At 59.6% G+C, this 15,820-nt stretch carries 16 protein-coding genes; 8 read left to right on the top strand and 8 right to left on the bottom strand.

Annotated features, from left to right (window positions below; genetic code table 11):
• The first annotated feature begins 2 nt into the window (after nucleotides 1-2).
• Genes ACA059_RS14610 through fabI form a run of 4 tightly spaced genes read left to right on the top strand, consistent with a single transcriptional unit; the run spans nucleotide 3 to nucleotide 4,525 of the window.
• Entirely contained in the window at nucleotides 3-1,076 is a 1,074-nt protein-coding gene (locus ACA059_RS14610) for a microcin C ABC transporter permease YejB (protein WP_056741785.1), read from the top strand.
• A 1-nt stretch (nucleotide 1,077) separates the two neighbouring features.
• Nucleotides 1,078-2,097, top strand: a complete 1,020-nt coding sequence (locus ACA059_RS14605; RefSeq protein WP_095128240.1) for an ABC transporter permease — start codon at nucleotides 1,078-1,080, stop codon at nucleotides 2,095-2,097.
• Nucleotide 2,098: 1 nt separating this feature from the next.
• Complete coding sequence (locus ACA059_RS14600) at nucleotides 2,099-3,709, top strand: ABC transporter ATP-binding protein (protein ID WP_497634475.1); 1,611 nt, start codon at nucleotides 2,099-2,101, stop codon at nucleotides 3,707-3,709.
• 21 nt (nucleotides 3,710-3,730) lie between these two features.
• Nucleotides 3,731-4,525, top strand: a complete 795-nt coding sequence (fabI, locus tag ACA059_RS14595) for an enoyl-ACP reductase FabI (protein ID WP_008152082.1) — start codon at nucleotides 3,731-3,733, stop codon at nucleotides 4,523-4,525.
• A 183-nt stretch (nucleotides 4,526-4,708) separates the two neighbouring features.
• On the opposite strand, the gene ACA059_RS14590 is transcribed toward fabI, so the two are convergent.
• A complete protein-coding gene (locus ACA059_RS14590) occupies nucleotides 4,709-5,572 on the bottom strand; it encodes a LysR family transcriptional regulator (protein WP_497634474.1) in 864 nt (287 codons plus the stop codon).
• A 111-nt stretch (nucleotides 5,573-5,683) separates the two neighbouring features.
• Here ACA059_RS14590 and ACA059_RS14585 point away from each other — a divergent pair, with 111 nt between their 5' ends.
• Complete coding sequence (locus ACA059_RS14585) at nucleotides 5,684-6,109, top strand: VOC family protein (RefSeq protein ID WP_497634473.1); 426 nt, start codon at nucleotides 5,684-5,686, stop codon at nucleotides 6,107-6,109.
• Here ACA059_RS14585 and ACA059_RS14580 read toward each other — a convergent pair.
• The 5 genes from ACA059_RS14580 to ACA059_RS14560 all read right to left on the bottom strand — a co-directional run bounded on the left by ACA059_RS14580 (nucleotide 6,078) and on the right by ACA059_RS14560 (nucleotide 11,215).
• Nucleotides 6,078-6,677 carry a GGDEF domain-containing protein gene (locus ACA059_RS14580; protein ID WP_497634472.1) on the bottom strand — a complete coding sequence of 200 codons (600 nt, stop codon included), beginning with the start codon at nucleotides 6,675-6,677 and terminating at the stop codon, nucleotides 6,078-6,080. The genes ACA059_RS14585 and ACA059_RS14580 overlap by 32 nt on opposite strands.
• A 74-nt stretch (nucleotides 6,678-6,751) precedes the next feature.
• Nucleotides 6,752-7,330: a hypothetical protein gene (locus tag ACA059_RS14575; protein WP_497634471.1), complete on the bottom strand. Its 579-nt coding sequence runs from the start codon at nucleotides 7,328-7,330 to the stop codon at nucleotides 6,752-6,754.
• Nucleotide 7,331: 1 nt separating this feature from the next.
• Nucleotides 7,332-9,521 (bottom strand): xanthine dehydrogenase family protein molybdopterin-binding subunit, encoded by a 2,190-nt coding sequence (locus ACA059_RS14570; protein WP_497634470.1) that lies wholly within the window; start codon nucleotides 9,519-9,521, stop codon nucleotides 7,332-7,334.
• A gap of 25 nt (nucleotides 9,522-9,546) precedes the next feature.
• A complete protein-coding gene (locus tag ACA059_RS14565; protein WP_497634469.1) occupies nucleotides 9,547-10,002 on the bottom strand; it encodes a (2Fe-2S)-binding protein in 456 nt (151 codons plus the stop codon).
• 367 nt (nucleotides 10,003-10,369) lie between these two features.
• Nucleotides 10,370-11,215, bottom strand: coding sequence for an oxidoreductase (locus tag ACA059_RS14560; protein WP_497634468.1), 846 nt, complete (start codon nucleotides 11,213-11,215; stop codon nucleotides 10,370-10,372).
• 114 nt (nucleotides 11,216-11,329) lie between these two features.
• Between ACA059_RS14560 and ACA059_RS14555 the strand changes: the two genes are divergently transcribed.
• Nucleotides 11,330-12,250 carry a LysR family transcriptional regulator gene (locus ACA059_RS14555; RefSeq protein ID WP_497634467.1) on the top strand — a complete coding sequence of 307 codons (921 nt, stop codon included), beginning with the start codon at nucleotides 11,330-11,332 and terminating at the stop codon, nucleotides 12,248-12,250.
• 9 nt (nucleotides 12,251-12,259) lie between these two features.
• Here ACA059_RS14555 and ACA059_RS14550 read toward each other — a convergent pair whose 3' ends face one another.
• Together ACA059_RS14550 and ACA059_RS14545 are read right to left on the bottom strand one after the other, a co-directional pair.
• Nucleotides 12,260-12,508 (bottom strand): transmembrane sensor/regulator PpyR, encoded by a 249-nt coding sequence (locus ACA059_RS14550; RefSeq protein WP_497634466.1) that lies wholly within the window; start codon nucleotides 12,506-12,508, stop codon nucleotides 12,260-12,262.
• Between the two features lie 159 nt (nucleotides 12,509-12,667).
• On the bottom strand, nucleotides 12,668-14,047 hold the full coding sequence (locus tag ACA059_RS14545; protein ID WP_497634465.1) for an XAC2610-related protein: 1,380 nt from the start codon (nucleotides 14,045-14,047) through the stop codon (nucleotides 12,668-12,670).
• 182 nt (nucleotides 14,048-14,229) lie between these two features.
• Here ACA059_RS14545 and ACA059_RS14540 point away from each other — a divergent pair, with 182 nt between their 5' ends.
• A complete protein-coding gene (locus ACA059_RS14540) occupies nucleotides 14,230-14,733 on the top strand; it encodes a VOC family protein (protein ID WP_497634464.1) in 504 nt (167 codons plus the stop codon).
• A 35-nt stretch (nucleotides 14,734-14,768) separates the two neighbouring features.
• Nucleotides 14,769-15,602, top strand: coding sequence for an AraC family ligand binding domain-containing protein (locus ACA059_RS14535; RefSeq protein ID WP_497634463.1), 834 nt, complete (start codon nucleotides 14,769-14,771; stop codon nucleotides 15,600-15,602).
• The last annotated feature ends 218 nt before the right edge of the window (nucleotides 15,603-15,820 follow it).

The following is a 15,820-nucleotide window of genomic DNA, read 5'->3' as shown; positions in this document are numbered from 1 at the left end:
AGATGCTGGCGTATATTTTTCGGCGACTGCTGCTGATCATCCCGACCTTGCTCGGCATTTTGCTGATCAACTTCGTGATCATCCAGGCCGCCCCCGGCGGGCCGGTGGAGCAGATGATCGCCAAGCTCGAAGGCTTCGAAGGCGCCACCAGCCGCATCGCCGGCGGCGGTGCCGAAGTCTCGGTGGCCGGCTCGGCCTATCGCGGTGCCCAGGGTCTGGACCCGGCGCTGGTGAAAGAAATCGAACACATGTACGGCTTCGATAAATCGGCGCCGGAACGTTTGTGGATCATGATCAAGAACTACGCCACCCTGGATTTCGGCGACAGCTTCTTCCGCGACGCCAAGGTCATCGACCTGATCAAGGAAAAGATGCCGGTGTCGATCTCCCTCGGGCTGTGGAGCACGCTGATCATGTACCTGGTGTCGATCCCGCTGGGGATCGCCAAGGCGACGCGACACGGCAGCCACTTCGACGTCTGGACCAGTTCGGCGATCATCGTCGGTTACGCGATACCGGCGTTCCTGTTCGCCATCCTGCTGATCGTGGTGTTCGCCGGCGGCAGCTATTTCGACTGGTTCCCGCTCAGAGGGCTGACCTCCAACAACTTCGATGAGTTGAGCATGGGCGGCAAGGTTCTCGATTACTTCTGGCACCTGGCATTGCCGGTGACGGCGCTGGTGATCGGCAACTTCGCGACCATGACCCTGCTGACCAAGAACAGCTTCCTCGACGAAATCAACAAGCAGTACGTGGTCACCGCCAAGGCCAAGGGCCTGACCAATCACCGCGTGCTCTACGGTCATGTGTTCCGCAACGCCATGCTGTTGGTCATCGCGGGGTTCCCGTCGGCGTTTATTGGCATCTTCTTCACTGGCTCGTTGCTGGTGGAGGTGATCTTTTCCCTCGACGGCCTCGGGCTGATGAGTTTTGAGGCCGCGATCAACCGCGATTACCCGGTGGTTTTTGGCACGCTGTTCATCTTCACCCTGCTGGGGCTGGTGGTGAAACTGATCGGCGACCTCACGTACACCTTTGTCGATCCGCGTATCGACTTCGAAAGCCGGGAGCATTGAGATGAATCTGTCCCCTCTCAATCGCCGACGTTTCGAACTGTTCAAGGCCAACAAGCGTGGCTGGTGGTCGCTGTGGCTGTTTCTGCTGCTGTTCGGCCTGAGTCTCGGCGCCGAGCTGATCGCCAACGACAAACCGCTGGTGGTGCACTACGACAACGGTTGGTACTTCCCGGCGCTCAAGCGTTACCCGGAAACCACCTTCGGCGGTGAATTCCCGCTGGAAGCCAACTACAAGAGCCCGTACATCCGCGAATTGCTCAAGGAAAAAGACGCCTGGGTCCTGTGGGCGCCGATCCCCTACAGTTACCAGAGCATCAACTACGACCTGAAAGTCCCGGCCCCAGCACCGCCCTCCACCGACAACCTGCTGGGCACTGACGATCAGGGTCGCGATGTGCTGGCGCGGGTGATTTATGGCTTCCGGATTTCGGTGCTGTTCGCCCTGACGCTGACCATTCTCAGCTCGATCATCGGCGTGATTGCCGGGGCCTTGCAGGGTTTCTACGGCGGCTGGGTGGATTTGGCCGGGCAGCGCTTTCTGGAGATCTGGTCCGGGCTGCCGGTGCTGTACCTGCTGATCATTCTCGCCAGCTTCGTCCAGCCGAACTTCTGGTGGTTGCTGGGGATCATGCTGCTGTTCTCGTGGATGAGCCTGGTGGACGTGGTCCGCGCCGAATTCCTGCGAGGGCGTAATCTGGAGTACGTTCGCGCGGCGCGGGCGCTGGGCATGCAGAATGGTGCGATCATGTTCCGCCACATCCTGCCCAACGCCATGGTCTCGACCATGACCTTCATGCCGTTCATCCTGACCGGCGCCATCGGCACCCTGACCGCCCTGGATTTCCTCGGTTTCGGTTTGCCGCCTGGCGCGCCGTCCCTCGGTGAGCTGGTGGCCCAGGGCAAATCCAACCTGCAAGCGCCGTGGCTCGGCATGAGCGCGTTTGCCGTGCTGGCGTTGATGTTGAGTTTACTGGTGTTCATCGGCGAGTCCGCTCGCGATGCCTTCGACCCGAGGAAGTGAAATGAATCAGGACAATCTGATCGAAGTGCGCGACCTGGCCGTCGAATTTGTCGTCGGCGAGCGCGTTCAACGGGTGGTCGAAGGCGTGAGCTTCGATATCAAGCGCGGCGAAACCCTGGCGCTGGTGGGCGAAAGTGGCTCCGGCAAATCGGTGACCGCCCACTCGATCCTGCGGCTGCTGCCCTACCCGCTCGCCCGGCATCCGTCCGGGACCATCGAGTACTCCGGGCAAAACCTGCTGAGCCTGAAAGAGAAAACCATCCGCCACATCCGCGGCAACCGGATCGCGATGATCTTCCAGGAGCCGATGACCTCGCTCAATCCGCTGCACTCGATCGAGAAACAGATCAACGAGGTGTTGAGCACCCACAAGGGCCTGATCGGTAAAGTGGCGACCAAGCGAACCCTGGAGCTGCTGGAAATGGTCGGCATCCCGGAGCCCGAGAAGCGCCTAAAAGCGCTGCCCCATGAATTGTCTGGCGGCCAGCGGCAGCGGGTGATGATTGCCATGGCCCTGGCCAACGAGCCGGAACTGCTGATCGCCGACGAGCCAACCACCGCGCTGGACGTAACCGTTCAGCTGAAAATCCTCGAATTGCTCAAGGAATTACAGGCCCGATTGGGCATGGCGCTGCTACTGATCAGTCACGATTTGAACCTTGTGCGAAGAATTGCGCATCGCGTATGTGTCATGCAGCGCGGTTGCATCGTCGAACAGGCATCGTGCGAAGAGTTGTTCCGCGCACCGCAGCATCCGTACACTCGGGAACTGCTGGCAGCGGAGCCCAGCGGCAAGCCGGCAACTAACGTTATCGGCCCGCCCTTGCTGCAAGTCGAGGACCTGAAAGTCTGGTTCCCGATCAAGAAAGGCTTTCTGAAAAAGACCGTCGACCACATCAAAGCGGTGGACGGAATCAATTTCAGCCTGCCTCAGGGCCAGACCCTGGGGATTGTGGGAGAAAGCGGTTCGGGCAAGTCGACACTGGGTTTGGCGATTTTGCGGCTGATCGGCAGCAAAGGCGGCATCCGTTTTGAGGGCAAGCAGCTAGACTGCCTGACGCAGCACGAAGTTCGGCCGTTGCGCCGGGAAATGCAGGTGGTGTTTCAGGACCCGTTCGGCAGCCTGAGTCCACGGATGAGCGTGAGCCAGATCGTCGGCGAAGGCCTGCGGATCCACAAGATGGGCACCGAGGCGGAACAGGAACAAGCGATTATTGCGGCACTCAAGGAGGTAGGGCTGGACCCGGAAACCCGGAACCGCTACCCCCACGAATTTTCCGGTGGGCAACGGCAGAGAATCGCCATTGCCCGGGCATTAGTGCTAAAACCGGCGTTGATTCTGCTGGACGAGCCGACATCGGCCCTCGACCGGACAGTGCAACGCCAAGTGGTGGAGCTTTTGCGTTCACTGCAAACCAAGTACAACCTGACGTATCTGTTTATCAGCCATGACCTGGCTGTCGTCAAAGCGCTGAGCCACCAGCTGATGGTGGTCAAGCAAGGCCAAGTGGTCGAACAGGGAGACGCGCAAAGTATTTTTGCGGCCCCCAAACATCCGTATACACAGCAGTTGCTGGAAGCCGCTTTCCTGGCCCCAGCCACTGCGCAATAACCTGAAAGAGAGGAGCAACACATGGGTTTTCTCGCCGGTAAGCGCGTACTGATCGTCGGTGTCGCCAGCAAGCTGTCCATCGCATCCGGCATCGCTGCCGCCATGCATCGCGAGGGCGCTGAGCTTGCCTTCACTTATCAGAACGACAAACTCAAGGGTCGTGTCGAAGAGTTCGCACAAAGCTGGGGTTCCAACCCTGATCTGTGCTTCCCGTGCGACGTGGCCAGCGATGAAGAAATCGCCAAGGTCTTCGTTGAGTTGGGCAAGAAGTGGGACGGCCTGGACTGCATCGTGCACTCCGTCGGCTTCGCCCCGGGCGACCAACTGGATGGCGACTTCACCGAAGCCACCACCCGTGAAGGTTTCCGCATCGCTCACGACATCAGCGCCTACAGCTTCGTGGCCCTGGCCAAAGCCGGTCGCGAAATGATGAAAGGCCGCAACGGCAGCCTGCTGACCCTGTCGTACCTGGGCGCCGAGCGCACCATGCCGAACTACAACGTGATGGGCATGGCCAAGGCTTCCCTGGAAGCTGGCGTTCGTTACCTGGCCGGCTCCCTGGGCCCGGACGGCACCCGCGTCAACTGCGTATCGGCTGGCCCGATCCGCACCCTCGCCGCTTCCGGCATCAAGAACTTCCGCAAGATGCTGGCCGCCAACGAAGCGCAAACCCCGCTGCGTCGTAACGTCACCATCGACGAAGTCGGCAACGCCGGCGCCTTCCTGTGCTCGGACCTGGCGTCCGGCATCAGCGGCGAAATCATGTACGTGGACGGTGGCTTCAACACCACGGCCATGGGCAGCCTTGAAGAGTAATCTTCGGTCAGCCAACTAAAAAACCCGCCTCGATAGGCGGGTTTTTTTATGCCTGCGATTTGAGGCCTGATGCAGCCCCCTGTGGGAGCGAGCTTGCTCGCGATGGCGGATTGTCAGTCGACATCAATTTTGAATGTCAGTCCGCTATCGCGAGCAAGCTCGCTCCCACAGGGGTTTGGTGTTTTAGGCACTGTGTGTCAGGCAGCTGGAAAACAGCTGCTGGATCGGCTGTGTGCGCTGGCTATAGCGCTGCAACAGGACGATCTCGCGGTAGAACGTCAACGCTCCCAACGGGATGATCCGAACCTTCGCCCCATGCTCAAGCCAGAGCCCGGCCTCGGGTAGCAGCGACACTCCCAACCCGCATTCAACCATCTTCACGATGGCTTCCAGCTCATCCAGCTCCAAAGCCACCTGCACATCAATCTGCTGCTCGCGCAAAAACCGCGTCACCAATCTTCCACCGAACGAATTGCGGTCGTAACGCACATGCGGATGGCTCGCGAGGATCTGCAACGGCTCATCGCCTTCAAGGTCCGCTGGCACGATCAATACAAACGGCTCCTTGCGGATGACCTGCGCTGACAGTTCTTTGGGTAACTCGAACGGCGGTTTGATGAGGATCGCCAGATCCACCTCACCGGTGTCCACCTGGCTCAACAGGTTAAGCGACACGCCGGGCACCAGTTTCGGCTCGAGCAACGGCGCCTGTTGCCTCAGTCGCAGCAACGCCTGGGGTAGCAGCCCGGTCTGGGCCGTGGCCACCGCGCCTATTTTCAACTCACCGCGATACTCACTGACATCATCGCTGACCGCCATGCGGCTGAAGGTCTCCAGCATTTCCCTGGCCATCGGCAATGCCCGCTGGCCCGCCGCATTGAGCAGCGCCTGACGTCCGGTGCGGTCGAACAAACGAATACCCAGGGCCTGTTCCAGATTGCGGATCTGCGCGCTGACGGCCGACTGGGTCAAGCCGATGTGCATCCCGGCCGCGGCAAAAGTGCCGTAGCGCGTTACGGCAATGAAGGTTTTCAGTTCCCGCAGCATGGCGTTCTCGATTGATCGAAATAATTTGAGTTCGATGCAAAAATTATCGTCTTTTAATCAAAAAGCACAGGACTAAACTCAATCTGAATCCATACAGCCGAGGCACATCCGATGCAACTCTCCCCTTTTCACTTGGCCATCCCGGTTTACGACCTGACTGCCGCGCGGAATTTTTATGGCGAAGTGTTCGGCCTGGAAGAAGGTCGCTCAAGCGATCATTGGGTCGATTTCAATTTTTTCGGCCATCAACTGGTCATTCACCTGGCGCCGAAAAACGCCTCTCAAGAAGCCGCGCACACCAATGCTGTCGACGGTCATGACGTGCCAGTGCCGCATTTCGGCGTGGTGTTGGGTATGGCGGAATGGGAAGCGCTGGCCGAACGGTTGAAATCCCTCGATACCCGATTCGTGATCGAACCGGGCATTCGCTTTCAGGGATTGGTGGGCGAGCAAGCGACGATGTTTCTCTTCGACCCTTGCGGCAACGCGCTTGAGTTCAAGGCATTCAAGGATGTGGCTCAGTTGTTTGCCAAGTGAACGCATCAGCCTGTGTCAGCAGCTCCTCGATCGAGCCGGGAAGTTGAGGGTTGCACTCGAGTTGTCCGATGCTGAAGCGGATGTCATAACCGCGATGCACCGTGGCATTGCGCTCTTCGAGTATTTCTTCGAGTCGCGCCCTGATCGCGGGAATCTCCACAACGCTTGATCCGGTCAGCAACGCGACGAATTTGTCGCTGCCCAACCGGCCGATCACATCGCTCTCGCGAAAGGCAATTCGCAGCACATCAGCGAAGGTTTTCAGGGCGTTGTCGCCCTCGGCACGGCCATAGAGATAGTTGATGTGTTTGAAGTCATCAATATTGAAGAGCAACAGCGTCGCTGGCTTTTTCAGCTGCTGGCAGACATCCAGCCCTTGTTGGGCCAGCGCTGTAAAACCGTGTCGGTTGGAGAGCAGCGTCAACTCGTCCATGCTCGCCATCTGCACGCCCATCAGCTCCTCCTCGGCCTTGCGGGCCAGGTCACGCAGCAGTTCGCGCTCCTGCAATGGCGTGCGCAACGGGTCTGCGCACGCGCCTGGTTTTACCGGTTTGCCTGGGATCAGCATTTATCACTCCATGGGCGGGTATATTTCTTAGAGTCGTCCACACCCGGTTTGACTCCCTGTTAACGGACCGCCGGTCAACTACCCAGTACCGGACACGGCCCTCCAGCGTCTGCCCAGCGCTTGAACTGGGTGACGAAAATGTCGTGCGGCACCGGCACCGGCGCCCTTCCCTGACCTGGATTCCAGCCCCAAAGCACCAGTTTGTCGTCGCTGACATGCTTGATCAACGCGGCAAAATCGCGGTCACCGTTGCTGGAACGGTCCTTGATCATTGCGCACAACTGGTCGGCCGGCAGACCGATCCAGGCCATTTTGTGCGCGGCTGGCGGCAGGCCCCAGTGCGGCGCCCCCGGCGGTGCGTGAGCGCCGTAACTGGCCGGCGGATTACTCTCGGCGTGGCAGGTAGCGCAGGGCAAACCCGCCGCGCCCTTGCCGTCCATGCCCCGCACGACGTTCATTGCGTGAGGAATCCCGGCGTCGAACTGCAATGGCGAATCGCCGGGGATATGGCAGTTCTGACAGCGCGGGCTCTGAAAGACCTTTTGCACGGTATCGAACGCCTTGATGGCTTCCTTATCGTCAGCAAACAGGTCCTCGGCGTAGCCGACCAGGCCGATCAACACCACCGCGCCAAGAATCAGATGTCTTTTCATCTCACACCCCCGACAGTTGCAGCGGCAGTTCCCGCAAGCGCTGGCCGGTCAGGGCGAACACCGCGTTGGCCACTGCCGGCGCCGTGGGCGGCACACCGGCCTCGCCGATGCCGCCGGGCTTGTCGCTGCTGGGCACGATATGCACCTCGACCACCGGCATTTCGTTGAGCCGCAGCACTTGATAGTCGTGGTAATTGGATTGCACCACTTGCCCGTTCTTGAAGGTCAATTTGCTGTGCAAGGTAAATCCGAGGCCGAAGGTGATGGCCGATTCCATTTGCGCGGCGATACTCATCGGGTTAACCGCAATGCCGCAATCCACTGCGCACACCACCCGGTGTACGCGGATCGCCAAATTGTCCTCGGACACCTCGGCCACCTGGGCGACGTAACTGCCGAAGGACTTATGCACCGCGACACCCAACGCATGGCCGTCTGGCAGTGGCGCCTTCCAGTTGGCTTTTTCGACGGCCAGGTTCAGCACGCCAAGATGCCGTGGCTGGTCCTTGAGCAAAGTTCGCCGGTATTCGACCGGATCCTGGCCGGCCGCCTCTGCCAGTTCGTCGATCAGCGACTCCATCACGAACGCGGTGTGGCTGTGCCCTACCGAACGTAGCCAGAGCACGCGGATGCCGGTTTGCGGCGAATGCAGATCAACCTGGTGATTCGCCAACCCCTCAAGGTACGGACTGTCGGCGACCCCTTCGACAGACGTCTTGTCGATGCCATTCTTGACCATGGTCGCCTCGAATGACGTGCCCGCCATGATCGACTGCCCGACCATCACATGCTTCCAGGCGATCGGCAGGCCGCCGGCATCGAGGCCGATGCGGGCCTGATGGAGGAACGCGGAGCGGTAGTAGCCGCCGCGAATGTCGTCCTCCCGGGACCAGACGGTTTTTACCGGCGCGCCCGCTGCCTTGGCGACTTCCACGGCTTCAGCGACAAAGTCCGAGGTCGGATTGGCCCGGCGACCGAAACCGCCGCCGAGAAACTCGGTATGAATCTCCACCTGCTCGGGTTTGAGCCCGGTGATTTTCCCGGCGACCATTTGATCCAGCGTCTGGAACTGGGTGCCGGTCCAGATTTCGCATTTGTCCTGGGTGATTTTCACTGTGCAGTTGAGCGGCTCCATCGGCGCGTGGGCCAGGTATGGCACGCTGTACTCGACGTCGATGGTCTTCGCTGCTTTACCCAGACCCGCCGCGACATCACCGGCCTGACTGGCCGAAGCGCCAGGGGTGGCGGCGAGTTTGCGGAAGCTTTCCAGCAGTGTCTGACTGTCGAGCCCGGTGTTCGGCCCCAGGTCCCAATCAATCTTCAACGCATCGCGCCCCAGCTTCGCTGCCCAGTAATGATCGGCAATCACCGCCACCCCGGTGGGCACCTGCACCACTTTGTGCACGCCCGGGATCGCCAGCGCGTCGGCGCCTTCGAAGGATTTGACGCTGCCACCGAACACCGGCGAGCGCGCGACCATGGCAGTCATCAGACCGTCGAATTGCACGTCCATGCCGAACTTGGCGCGGCCGGTGATTTTCTCCGGGGTGTCCAGGCGCTTGGTCGGTTTGCCGATGATTTTCCAGTCCTTGGACTCCTTGAGCTTGATCGACGCCGGATCCGGCACCGGCAGCTTGCCGGCGTCATCGGCCAGTTCGCCATAGGTGGCACTTTGATCACCGGCAATCACCACACCCGATTCAGTGCGAATCCCGGAGGGCGCGACGTTGAAGCGTTTGGCCGCCGCGTCGATCAACATCAAACGCGCCGCTGCACCGGCCTGCCGGTAGCGGTCGAACTCCATCCAGGTCGAGGTGGACCCGCCGGTAATTTGCATCCCGCCAAACCCGGCCAGGCCAGACTCGGCCCCAGCCAGGCCATACTCGGCGGCCGAAGCCGGTGCATGTTCGACACGGATCTTCGACCAATCGGCGTCCAGTTCTTCAGCGATCAACATGGTCAGGCCGGTCCAGATGCCCTGGCCCATTTCCGAATGGCCGAGCAGTATGGTGACGCTGTTGTCATTGCCGATCCGTAAAAACGCATTGGGCGCGAAGACATTGCCTTGATTCTCGGCGCCCATGGCAAAGCGATGACCACCGGGGATGACAAACGCCACCACCAGACCACCGCCCAGCACTGCGCTGCCCTTGAGGAAACCGCGGCGTGACAGAGGATTGAGGCTGTCCATTGTTCCGGCTCCCGTCAACGTGGCATCAACCGATTTCGGCGGCGCGTTTGACCGCTGCACGGATCCGTGGATAGGTGCCGCAGCGGCAGATGTTGCCGGACAGCGCCTGATCGATGTCGCTGTCGGTGGGCTTGGGAATTTTCGCCAGCAACGCGGCGGCCGACATGATCTGCCCGGACTGGCAGTAACCGCACTGGACCACATCGAGTTCGGCCCAGGATTGTTGCACCGGGTGCGAACCGTCGGTAGACAGGCCTTCGATGGTGAGAATTTTCTGCCCATGGGCCACGGCTGTGGCGGGCGTGATGCAGGAACGCAGTGGCGTACCGTCGACGTGCACGGTACAAGCGCCGCACTGGGCGATGCCGCAACCGAATTTGGTGCCGGTCAGGTGCGCGACATTGCGCAGGACCCACAGGAGCGGCATGTCTGCGGGGACATCCAGCGCCTGGTCCTTGCCATTGATGTTGAGGGTCAGCATTGCGAATTTCCTCAGACTCACGGTGTTCTGAAGGGGCTCTCGGGAACCTCGGATTATCCCTACAGCTAAGCGCAAATTACCGGGCGAGACGGGTTCATCGACCACCGGTCAAACAAAGGCCGTCCATTGGGGCTAATGTTGTTCACATAAGACAATCTTCAGGCGAGCAAGAAACCTGTGGCGAGGGGATTTATCCCCGTTGGGTCGCGAAGCGGCCCCCAGCGTCCATTCAAGCAGACTGAGTCTCGCGGATTTACGACTGCTTCGCAGCCGAACGGGGATAAATCCCCTCGCCACAAATGTTGGGCCCACGCCTAAGTGAACAGCATTAGCCGATTGAGGCGGCCTTTTTCCTGCGGTTGGGTGCTTAGAAGTCAGTGGACACCGAGAGCTCACGCCACGTCTGCAACTCATCGGTGACGAAGGTGTTTTTGGCTTCGATCGCCGCGACACAGTCGCTGCCCAGCGGTAAGCGCAGCGGGGCCTTTTCCGCTTCCACCAGGGTGATCATGGCTTGGGCGAGCTTGTCCGGATCGCCAGGCTGATTCAGGGTTACAGCCTTGGCGATTTTGCGCACCTCGCCCGCTGTGGTGTCGTAGTCGGCAATCGAAGCCGGGGATTCAACCAGCGAATTGCCTTCGAGGAATTCGGTGCGGAAGTAACCCGGCTCGACAATGGTCACGTTGATACCCAGCGGTGCCAACTCGGCGTGCAGCGCCTCGCTCAAGCCTTCGACGGCAAATTTGGTCGAGCAGTAGACGCCAAAGCCCGGCCCCGACCTGTAGCCGCCCACCGATGAGAGATTGATCACATGTCCACGGCGAGCCGCGCGCATGTGCGGCAGGACGGCGCGCGTGACATTCAGCAAGCCGAAGACGTTGGTTTCGTACACCCGGCGCACTTCATCGGCGCTCGCTTCTTCCACCGCGCCGAGCACGCCGAAGCCGGCATTGTTGACCAGCACGTCGATGCGCCCGAAGTGGTCGATGGCCGACTTGGCAACCGCAACGCCCTGGGCTTCGTTGGTCACATCAAGGGTGGCTGCCAGCAAACCCGGCTGCTCGCCAAAACGCTGGATGATGCTGCTGGCGTCACGGGCGGTGGCGACCACGGCGTCGCCATTGGCCAGCGCGGCGGCAGCGATCTTGGCGCCGATACCGCGAGAGGCACCGGTGATGAGCCAGACACGTTTGAAGTTTTGGGAAGTGGTCATGATCGCGAATCCTTGTAGGCAGTTGGGGTAAGCACAAGGTACGCAGGAACATTGGTCGGAAAAATACCCTCGTGTTACAAGCACTATGAAACGCTCTTTCATAATGGCGCCGATATGAATCACGACCCTTTCGACGGTTTGACCGAGTTTCTCGCCGTCGCCGAGCACAAAAGCTTCACCCTGGCCGCGACTCGGCTAGCCGTTACGCCCACCGCTGTCAGCCATGCGATCAAGCTCTTGGAACGACGCACCGGAGTGCTGCTGTTTCAGCGCACCACGCGCCGAGTGGCGCTGACCGAAGCCGGCGCCAGTCTGTTTGCCCGCTTGCGTCCGGCGGCCAGTGAAATCGATGAAGCGCTGGCGGTGCTCAGCGGTTTCCGCGATCAGCCCATGGGCACGCTGCGACTCACGGCACCGCGATTGTCCGGGGCCTTGTTGATGGAGCCGCTGATTCCGCTGTTCCGCGAGGCCTACCCGCAAGTCACTCTCGATATTTCCCTGGACGACGCCACAGTCGACCTGATGGCTGGCGGCTTCGATGCCGGGATTCGCCTGGGAGAGTCGATTGAAAAAGACATGATCGCGGTGCGCCTGACACCTGACCTTCAATGGTCGGTGGTGGGCTCCCCGGCGTACTTCGCCAAGGCTGGCAAACCGGCCATCCCGGAAGACCTGACCCGACATGAATGCGTCGGCTTTCGCTTCTCGACCTCCGGCAGCGCGCATCGCTGGGAGTTTCGCCGCGAGGGTCGGGACTTCACCGTGGGCGTCGAGGGCGGCGTGATCGTCAATGACCGCGGGCTGTTGGTGGCGGCCGCACGCAGCGGTTCAGGCCTGGCCTATGCCTGTGATCTGGAGATTGCCGACGAGTTGGCGGATGGACGCCTGGAGCGGGTGTTGCAGCCCTTTGTGCCACTCAGCTCGGCGTTGTACCTGTACTTCCCCAGCCGCACCCAGACTCAACCGAAATTGCGAGCCTTTATTGATTTGGCCACCCGGTGGATCGCTGAAAAAGGAGGCCTGGGCCGTCGCTGAACCGTCGCGTCAGGCCACAGCGCCGACCAGGTTTTTACCCAGCCGATGCTGCGCCAAAAGCCGCATCACATAGCCGATTTTGAGCAAGGTCGGCCCGATGATGGTCATCGCATGCATCGACACCAGCACCACGATCGGCAAATGACCGTCGTGGAGATAAGCGCCATAGATACCCGCCATAAGCAGCGCGAGACCGGCGCCGAGTACCCGGCTCGACAGGTGCAGAACATTCTGAGGATTGCTGAAGAACTCGAACATTTTTCCGTACTCCTGAATGAGATCAGTTGTACGTTGGATGTATCAAGTCGCGTGCCAGATTAAAACCCCATAAAGATCAATCTGTTGAATTCATACAAGTCGATATGACTACTTTCAAAAGTAGTCATATCGACACTACAAACAGTCATTACGACTACATCAGGGTTGTTTGACGTAAGCTGCGCTGTACTTCTGATACTCACCAAAACCGGTCACTTCTGCGGCGCCGTTGAGCAACTGCAGGCGAAACAGCGGATCGCCCTGGGGGTCCAGGGCGATGACAAGGTTGCCGGCGAGCAATGGGTACTGATGATGGACTTCAACAGGTGGATCCTTGAGCTGAAAAATGCTCAGATTGATGTCCGCCATCTCGGGGCCGTTATCGATCCCCGGCAATACTTTGAGGGTCAACTCGCCGACTCGCCGATCCTGGAAATTACTCACTAGATAGTGCCCTTCTCGCTGACTATCTGCTACCCGCTCAAGTTTTTGCGCGGCAACCTTGAACGCAGTGGGCCTCACATTGATGCTTAATTTACGGGACCCGTTGATCCACGTGCCGGTCTGGCTGCCCTGCTCGTTCGGCGTACCTTCGACGAACCAGTTGCCGATCATCTGACCGTCGTCGTCCAGTTCACGCAGAACAACACCGCCATCCTCGTAGGTATTGCCCACCAGCCGGATCGGTTGACCGCTGCCGGTCTTGCTGTAGCGAACTTCCCCGACGTAGACATCACCCTGACGTTGCCACCACAGTTCAACGGGGATCTTGTCATCGAGGGTGCCGCGTAACATGACAGGCGCTTCACCGACGGGACCCTCAAGGCGACGACGCTCCGTCCACTGGCCGGACTTCAGTTCACGATCAGTAACGTCCACATAGCCAGACGGCATGAACGGGTTGGCTTCCGACGGCTTTTGCACCACCTCTATTTTCTCGGCCACCTTCACTGGACGGCTGTCCTGTATTTGCCAGCTCGCGCTCTGGCGCCAGCAGCAGCCGCTTTTGGACTGGGTATGCAGGCTTTTGGTGACCGGGTCGATGTCGAACATGCCCAGATTTTCGTCACGGGTCAGTGCGGAAAAAGGCGTGCTCAACACGAGCGTCGGGCTCTCGGGATCGAACAGATAGATATCGTAGGAAGGACCGCCATAGCCCGCTTCATTGCCATTGCGTACGGCAAGATCTTGTTGCCCGTCGAAATTGAAATCGCCGAACAACAGCAGACTTTGATCGGCGTACGCCAGGTTGCGGTCGAACTCCGAAGCTTTGCGGCCTGGCTTGAACAGGGCGAACGCTTCGGCTGACTCGATGCGCTGCAGCACCTGCCCGCCGGCCCTTTCGCGCAACGTAATCAGCGCAGGGGCGCCGTCGAAAGTCTGGGTGGGCGGCTGTGCAAACAGCACGTCGATGACGTATTTCTGCGCAGGGTCCGTGAGGTGATACGTCTGCGGTTCGGCGCTTACGGCAGCGGCAACCAGCAGACAGGAAACAGGAAACAGGAAACAGGAAACAGCCAATAAACGAGGGGCGACCATGATGCAAAGCGTCCTTGCGGCAAACCAAGTCGGCAAGTCTAGCGGCTATCGGGTCGGGCCGACATTGTTGATTCCGTCGCCAAAGGAAACTCTTTCAACTTGTCGATCTACGGTACGGCCAGACGACCCGACGCTGACTACGCTGAAAGTCCAGCCTGAGTAATCCGTAGAGGAGCTACACCATGCACCGTGTTCAAAAACTCACGCCCTGCCTGTGGTTCGACGACCAAGCCGAGGAGGCCGCGAAGTTCTACTGTGCGATCTTCGATCATTCGAAAATCAGCGCCATCACTCACTACGGCAAGGCCGGTCAGGAGATCCACGGCAGGCCCGAAGGCTCGGTGATGACGGTCAGTTTCGAACTGGACGGACAGAGTTTTACCGGCCTCAACGGCGGCCCCATTTTCACGTTCAATGAAGCGGTTTCGTTTCAGGTCAATTGCCATACTCAGGAAGAAGTCGACCACTTCTGGGGGCGCCTGTCCGCGGGCGGGCCCGTCGAGGCTCAGCAATGCGGCTGGCTCAAGGACAAATTCGGCGTGTCCTGGCAGATCGTCCCGGTGGCCCTGATGGACATGATGAAAGACCCTGATACGGCAAAATCCCAACGCGCCATGACAGCGATGTTGCAGATGAAAAAACTCGATATCTCTGCGCTGCAACGAGCCTTTGACGGTGAGAGCTAATACACTTCGACGCTGACCTGCCGAGGACGCTGACCATGAAGCCCGCCGTTGCCAAAGACGCTGACAAAGCCCCGCGCTTCTGGCGCGACGACGCCCTGCCCTTCATCGAAGCCCGCTCCATCGCCGACGGCCGCGAGGTCTGCTACACCCGGCATTCCCACGAGCACTTTTCCATCGGTGCGATCACAGCCGGGCGTAGTACCTACCTCCACGAGCAATCGGAATTTCAGGTCAGTGCCGGCACCGTGGTGCTGATGAATCCCGGTGATGTCCACGCCTGCAATCCCATCGATGACCAGCCGTGGTCGTACCTGATGCTGTACGTCGAGACACCCTGGCTGACCGATTTGCAGCATCAGTTGGGGTTTGGCCAGGACCAGGCGTTTCGGCGCTTTTCCATCACTCACTTGCACGACGCCGATCTGTTTGCCGGGCTCAAGGGTTTGTATGAAGTGTTGGTCGATGATCAGCATGACATCCTGCGCAAACACAGCGCCGCGGTGGAGTTTTTCACCGATGTGCAGCAGCGGCTCAACCCGATCGATCAACCGCTGCGCGAGCCCAATTTCAAACTGGAACGGGCGGCCGATTACATCCGCGACAACTGCACGCACATGCTCAAGCTCGAAGACATTTGCGAGGCAGCTCAGCTATCGCCGTCCTACCTGATCCGCGCGTTCAAGCAGCATTACGGCATGACGCCCCACGCCTTTCTGGTCAACCGGCGTATCCAGTTCGCCCGGGAGCGGTTGCGTAGCGGCAAATTGATTGCCGATGTGGCACTTGAAGCCGGGTTTGCCGATCAGGCGCACTTTCAACGGGTATTTAAACAGCATTTGGCGGCAACGCCTGGGCAATATCGGAGTTGACATCAGCCGTCATCAACAAAAGAACCTACGGCAAACTTTCTCATATACATACCGCAACACATCGTCCCACTAAGGTATTTGGCGCGCCACCCGACACCCTGCCCACCCCACGTCTGTTTTATACATATATGGACATATAGCTAAAACAACAACGTGCATCAGTTCAATTAGCGTAATGGGCAAGTTCCCGCCAACCAGGAAACTTACTCACTCACTCG

The sequence above is a fragment of the Pseudomonas sp. LBUM1647 genome, assembly GCF_059716175.1.
Note: the sequence above shows the minus strand (reverse complement) of the source record. Positions and strands in the feature narration are given on the sequence as shown.

Coding starts and splice junctions, on each gene's coding strand:
- ACA059_RS14610 (WP_056741785.1), top strand. CDS start 3: ATGCTGGCGTATATTTTTCGGCGACTGCTGCTGATCATCCCGACCTTG.
- ACA059_RS14605 (WP_095128240.1), top strand. CDS start 1,078: ATGAATCTGTCCCCTCTCAATCGCCGACGTTTCGAACTGTTCAAGGCC.
- ACA059_RS14600 (WP_497634475.1), top strand. CDS start 2,099: ATGAATCAGGACAATCTGATCGAAGTGCGCGACCTGGCCGTCGAATTT.
- fabI (WP_008152082.1), top strand. CDS start 3,731: ATGGGTTTTCTCGCCGGTAAGCGCGTACTGATCGTCGGTGTCGCCAGC.
- ACA059_RS14590 (WP_497634474.1), bottom strand. CDS start 5,572: ATGCTGCGGGAACTGAAAACCTTCATTGCCGTAACGCGCTACGGCACT.
- ACA059_RS14585 (WP_497634473.1), top strand. CDS start 5,684: ATGCAACTCTCCCCTTTTCACTTGGCCATCCCGGTTTACGACCTGACT.
- ACA059_RS14580 (WP_497634472.1), bottom strand. CDS start 6,677: ATGCTGATCCCAGGCAAACCGGTAAAACCAGGCGCGTGCGCAGACCCG.
- ACA059_RS14575 (WP_497634471.1), bottom strand. CDS start 7,330: ATGAAAAGACATCTGATTCTTGGCGCGGTGGTGTTGATCGGCCTGGTC.
- ACA059_RS14570 (WP_497634470.1), bottom strand. CDS start 9,521: ATGGACAGCCTCAATCCTCTGTCACGCCGCGGTTTCCTCAAGGGCAGC.
- ACA059_RS14565 (WP_497634469.1), bottom strand. CDS start 10,002: ATGCTGACCCTCAACATCAATGGCAAGGACCAGGCGCTGGATGTCCCC.
- ACA059_RS14560 (WP_497634468.1), bottom strand. CDS start 11,215: ATGACCACTTCCCAAAACTTCAAACGTGTCTGGCTCATCACCGGTGCC.
- ACA059_RS14555 (WP_497634467.1), top strand. CDS start 11,330: ATGAATCACGACCCTTTCGACGGTTTGACCGAGTTTCTCGCCGTCGCC.
- ACA059_RS14550 (WP_497634466.1), bottom strand. CDS start 12,508: ATGTTCGAGTTCTTCAGCAATCCTCAGAATGTTCTGCACCTGTCGAGC.
- ACA059_RS14545 (WP_497634465.1), bottom strand. CDS start 14,047: ATGGTCGCCCCTCGTTTATTGGCTGTTTCCTGTTTCCTGTTTCCTGTT.
- ACA059_RS14540 (WP_497634464.1), top strand. CDS start 14,230: ATGCACCGTGTTCAAAAACTCACGCCCTGCCTGTGGTTCGACGACCAA.
- ACA059_RS14535 (WP_497634463.1), top strand. CDS start 14,769: ATGAAGCCCGCCGTTGCCAAAGACGCTGACAAAGCCCCGCGCTTCTGG.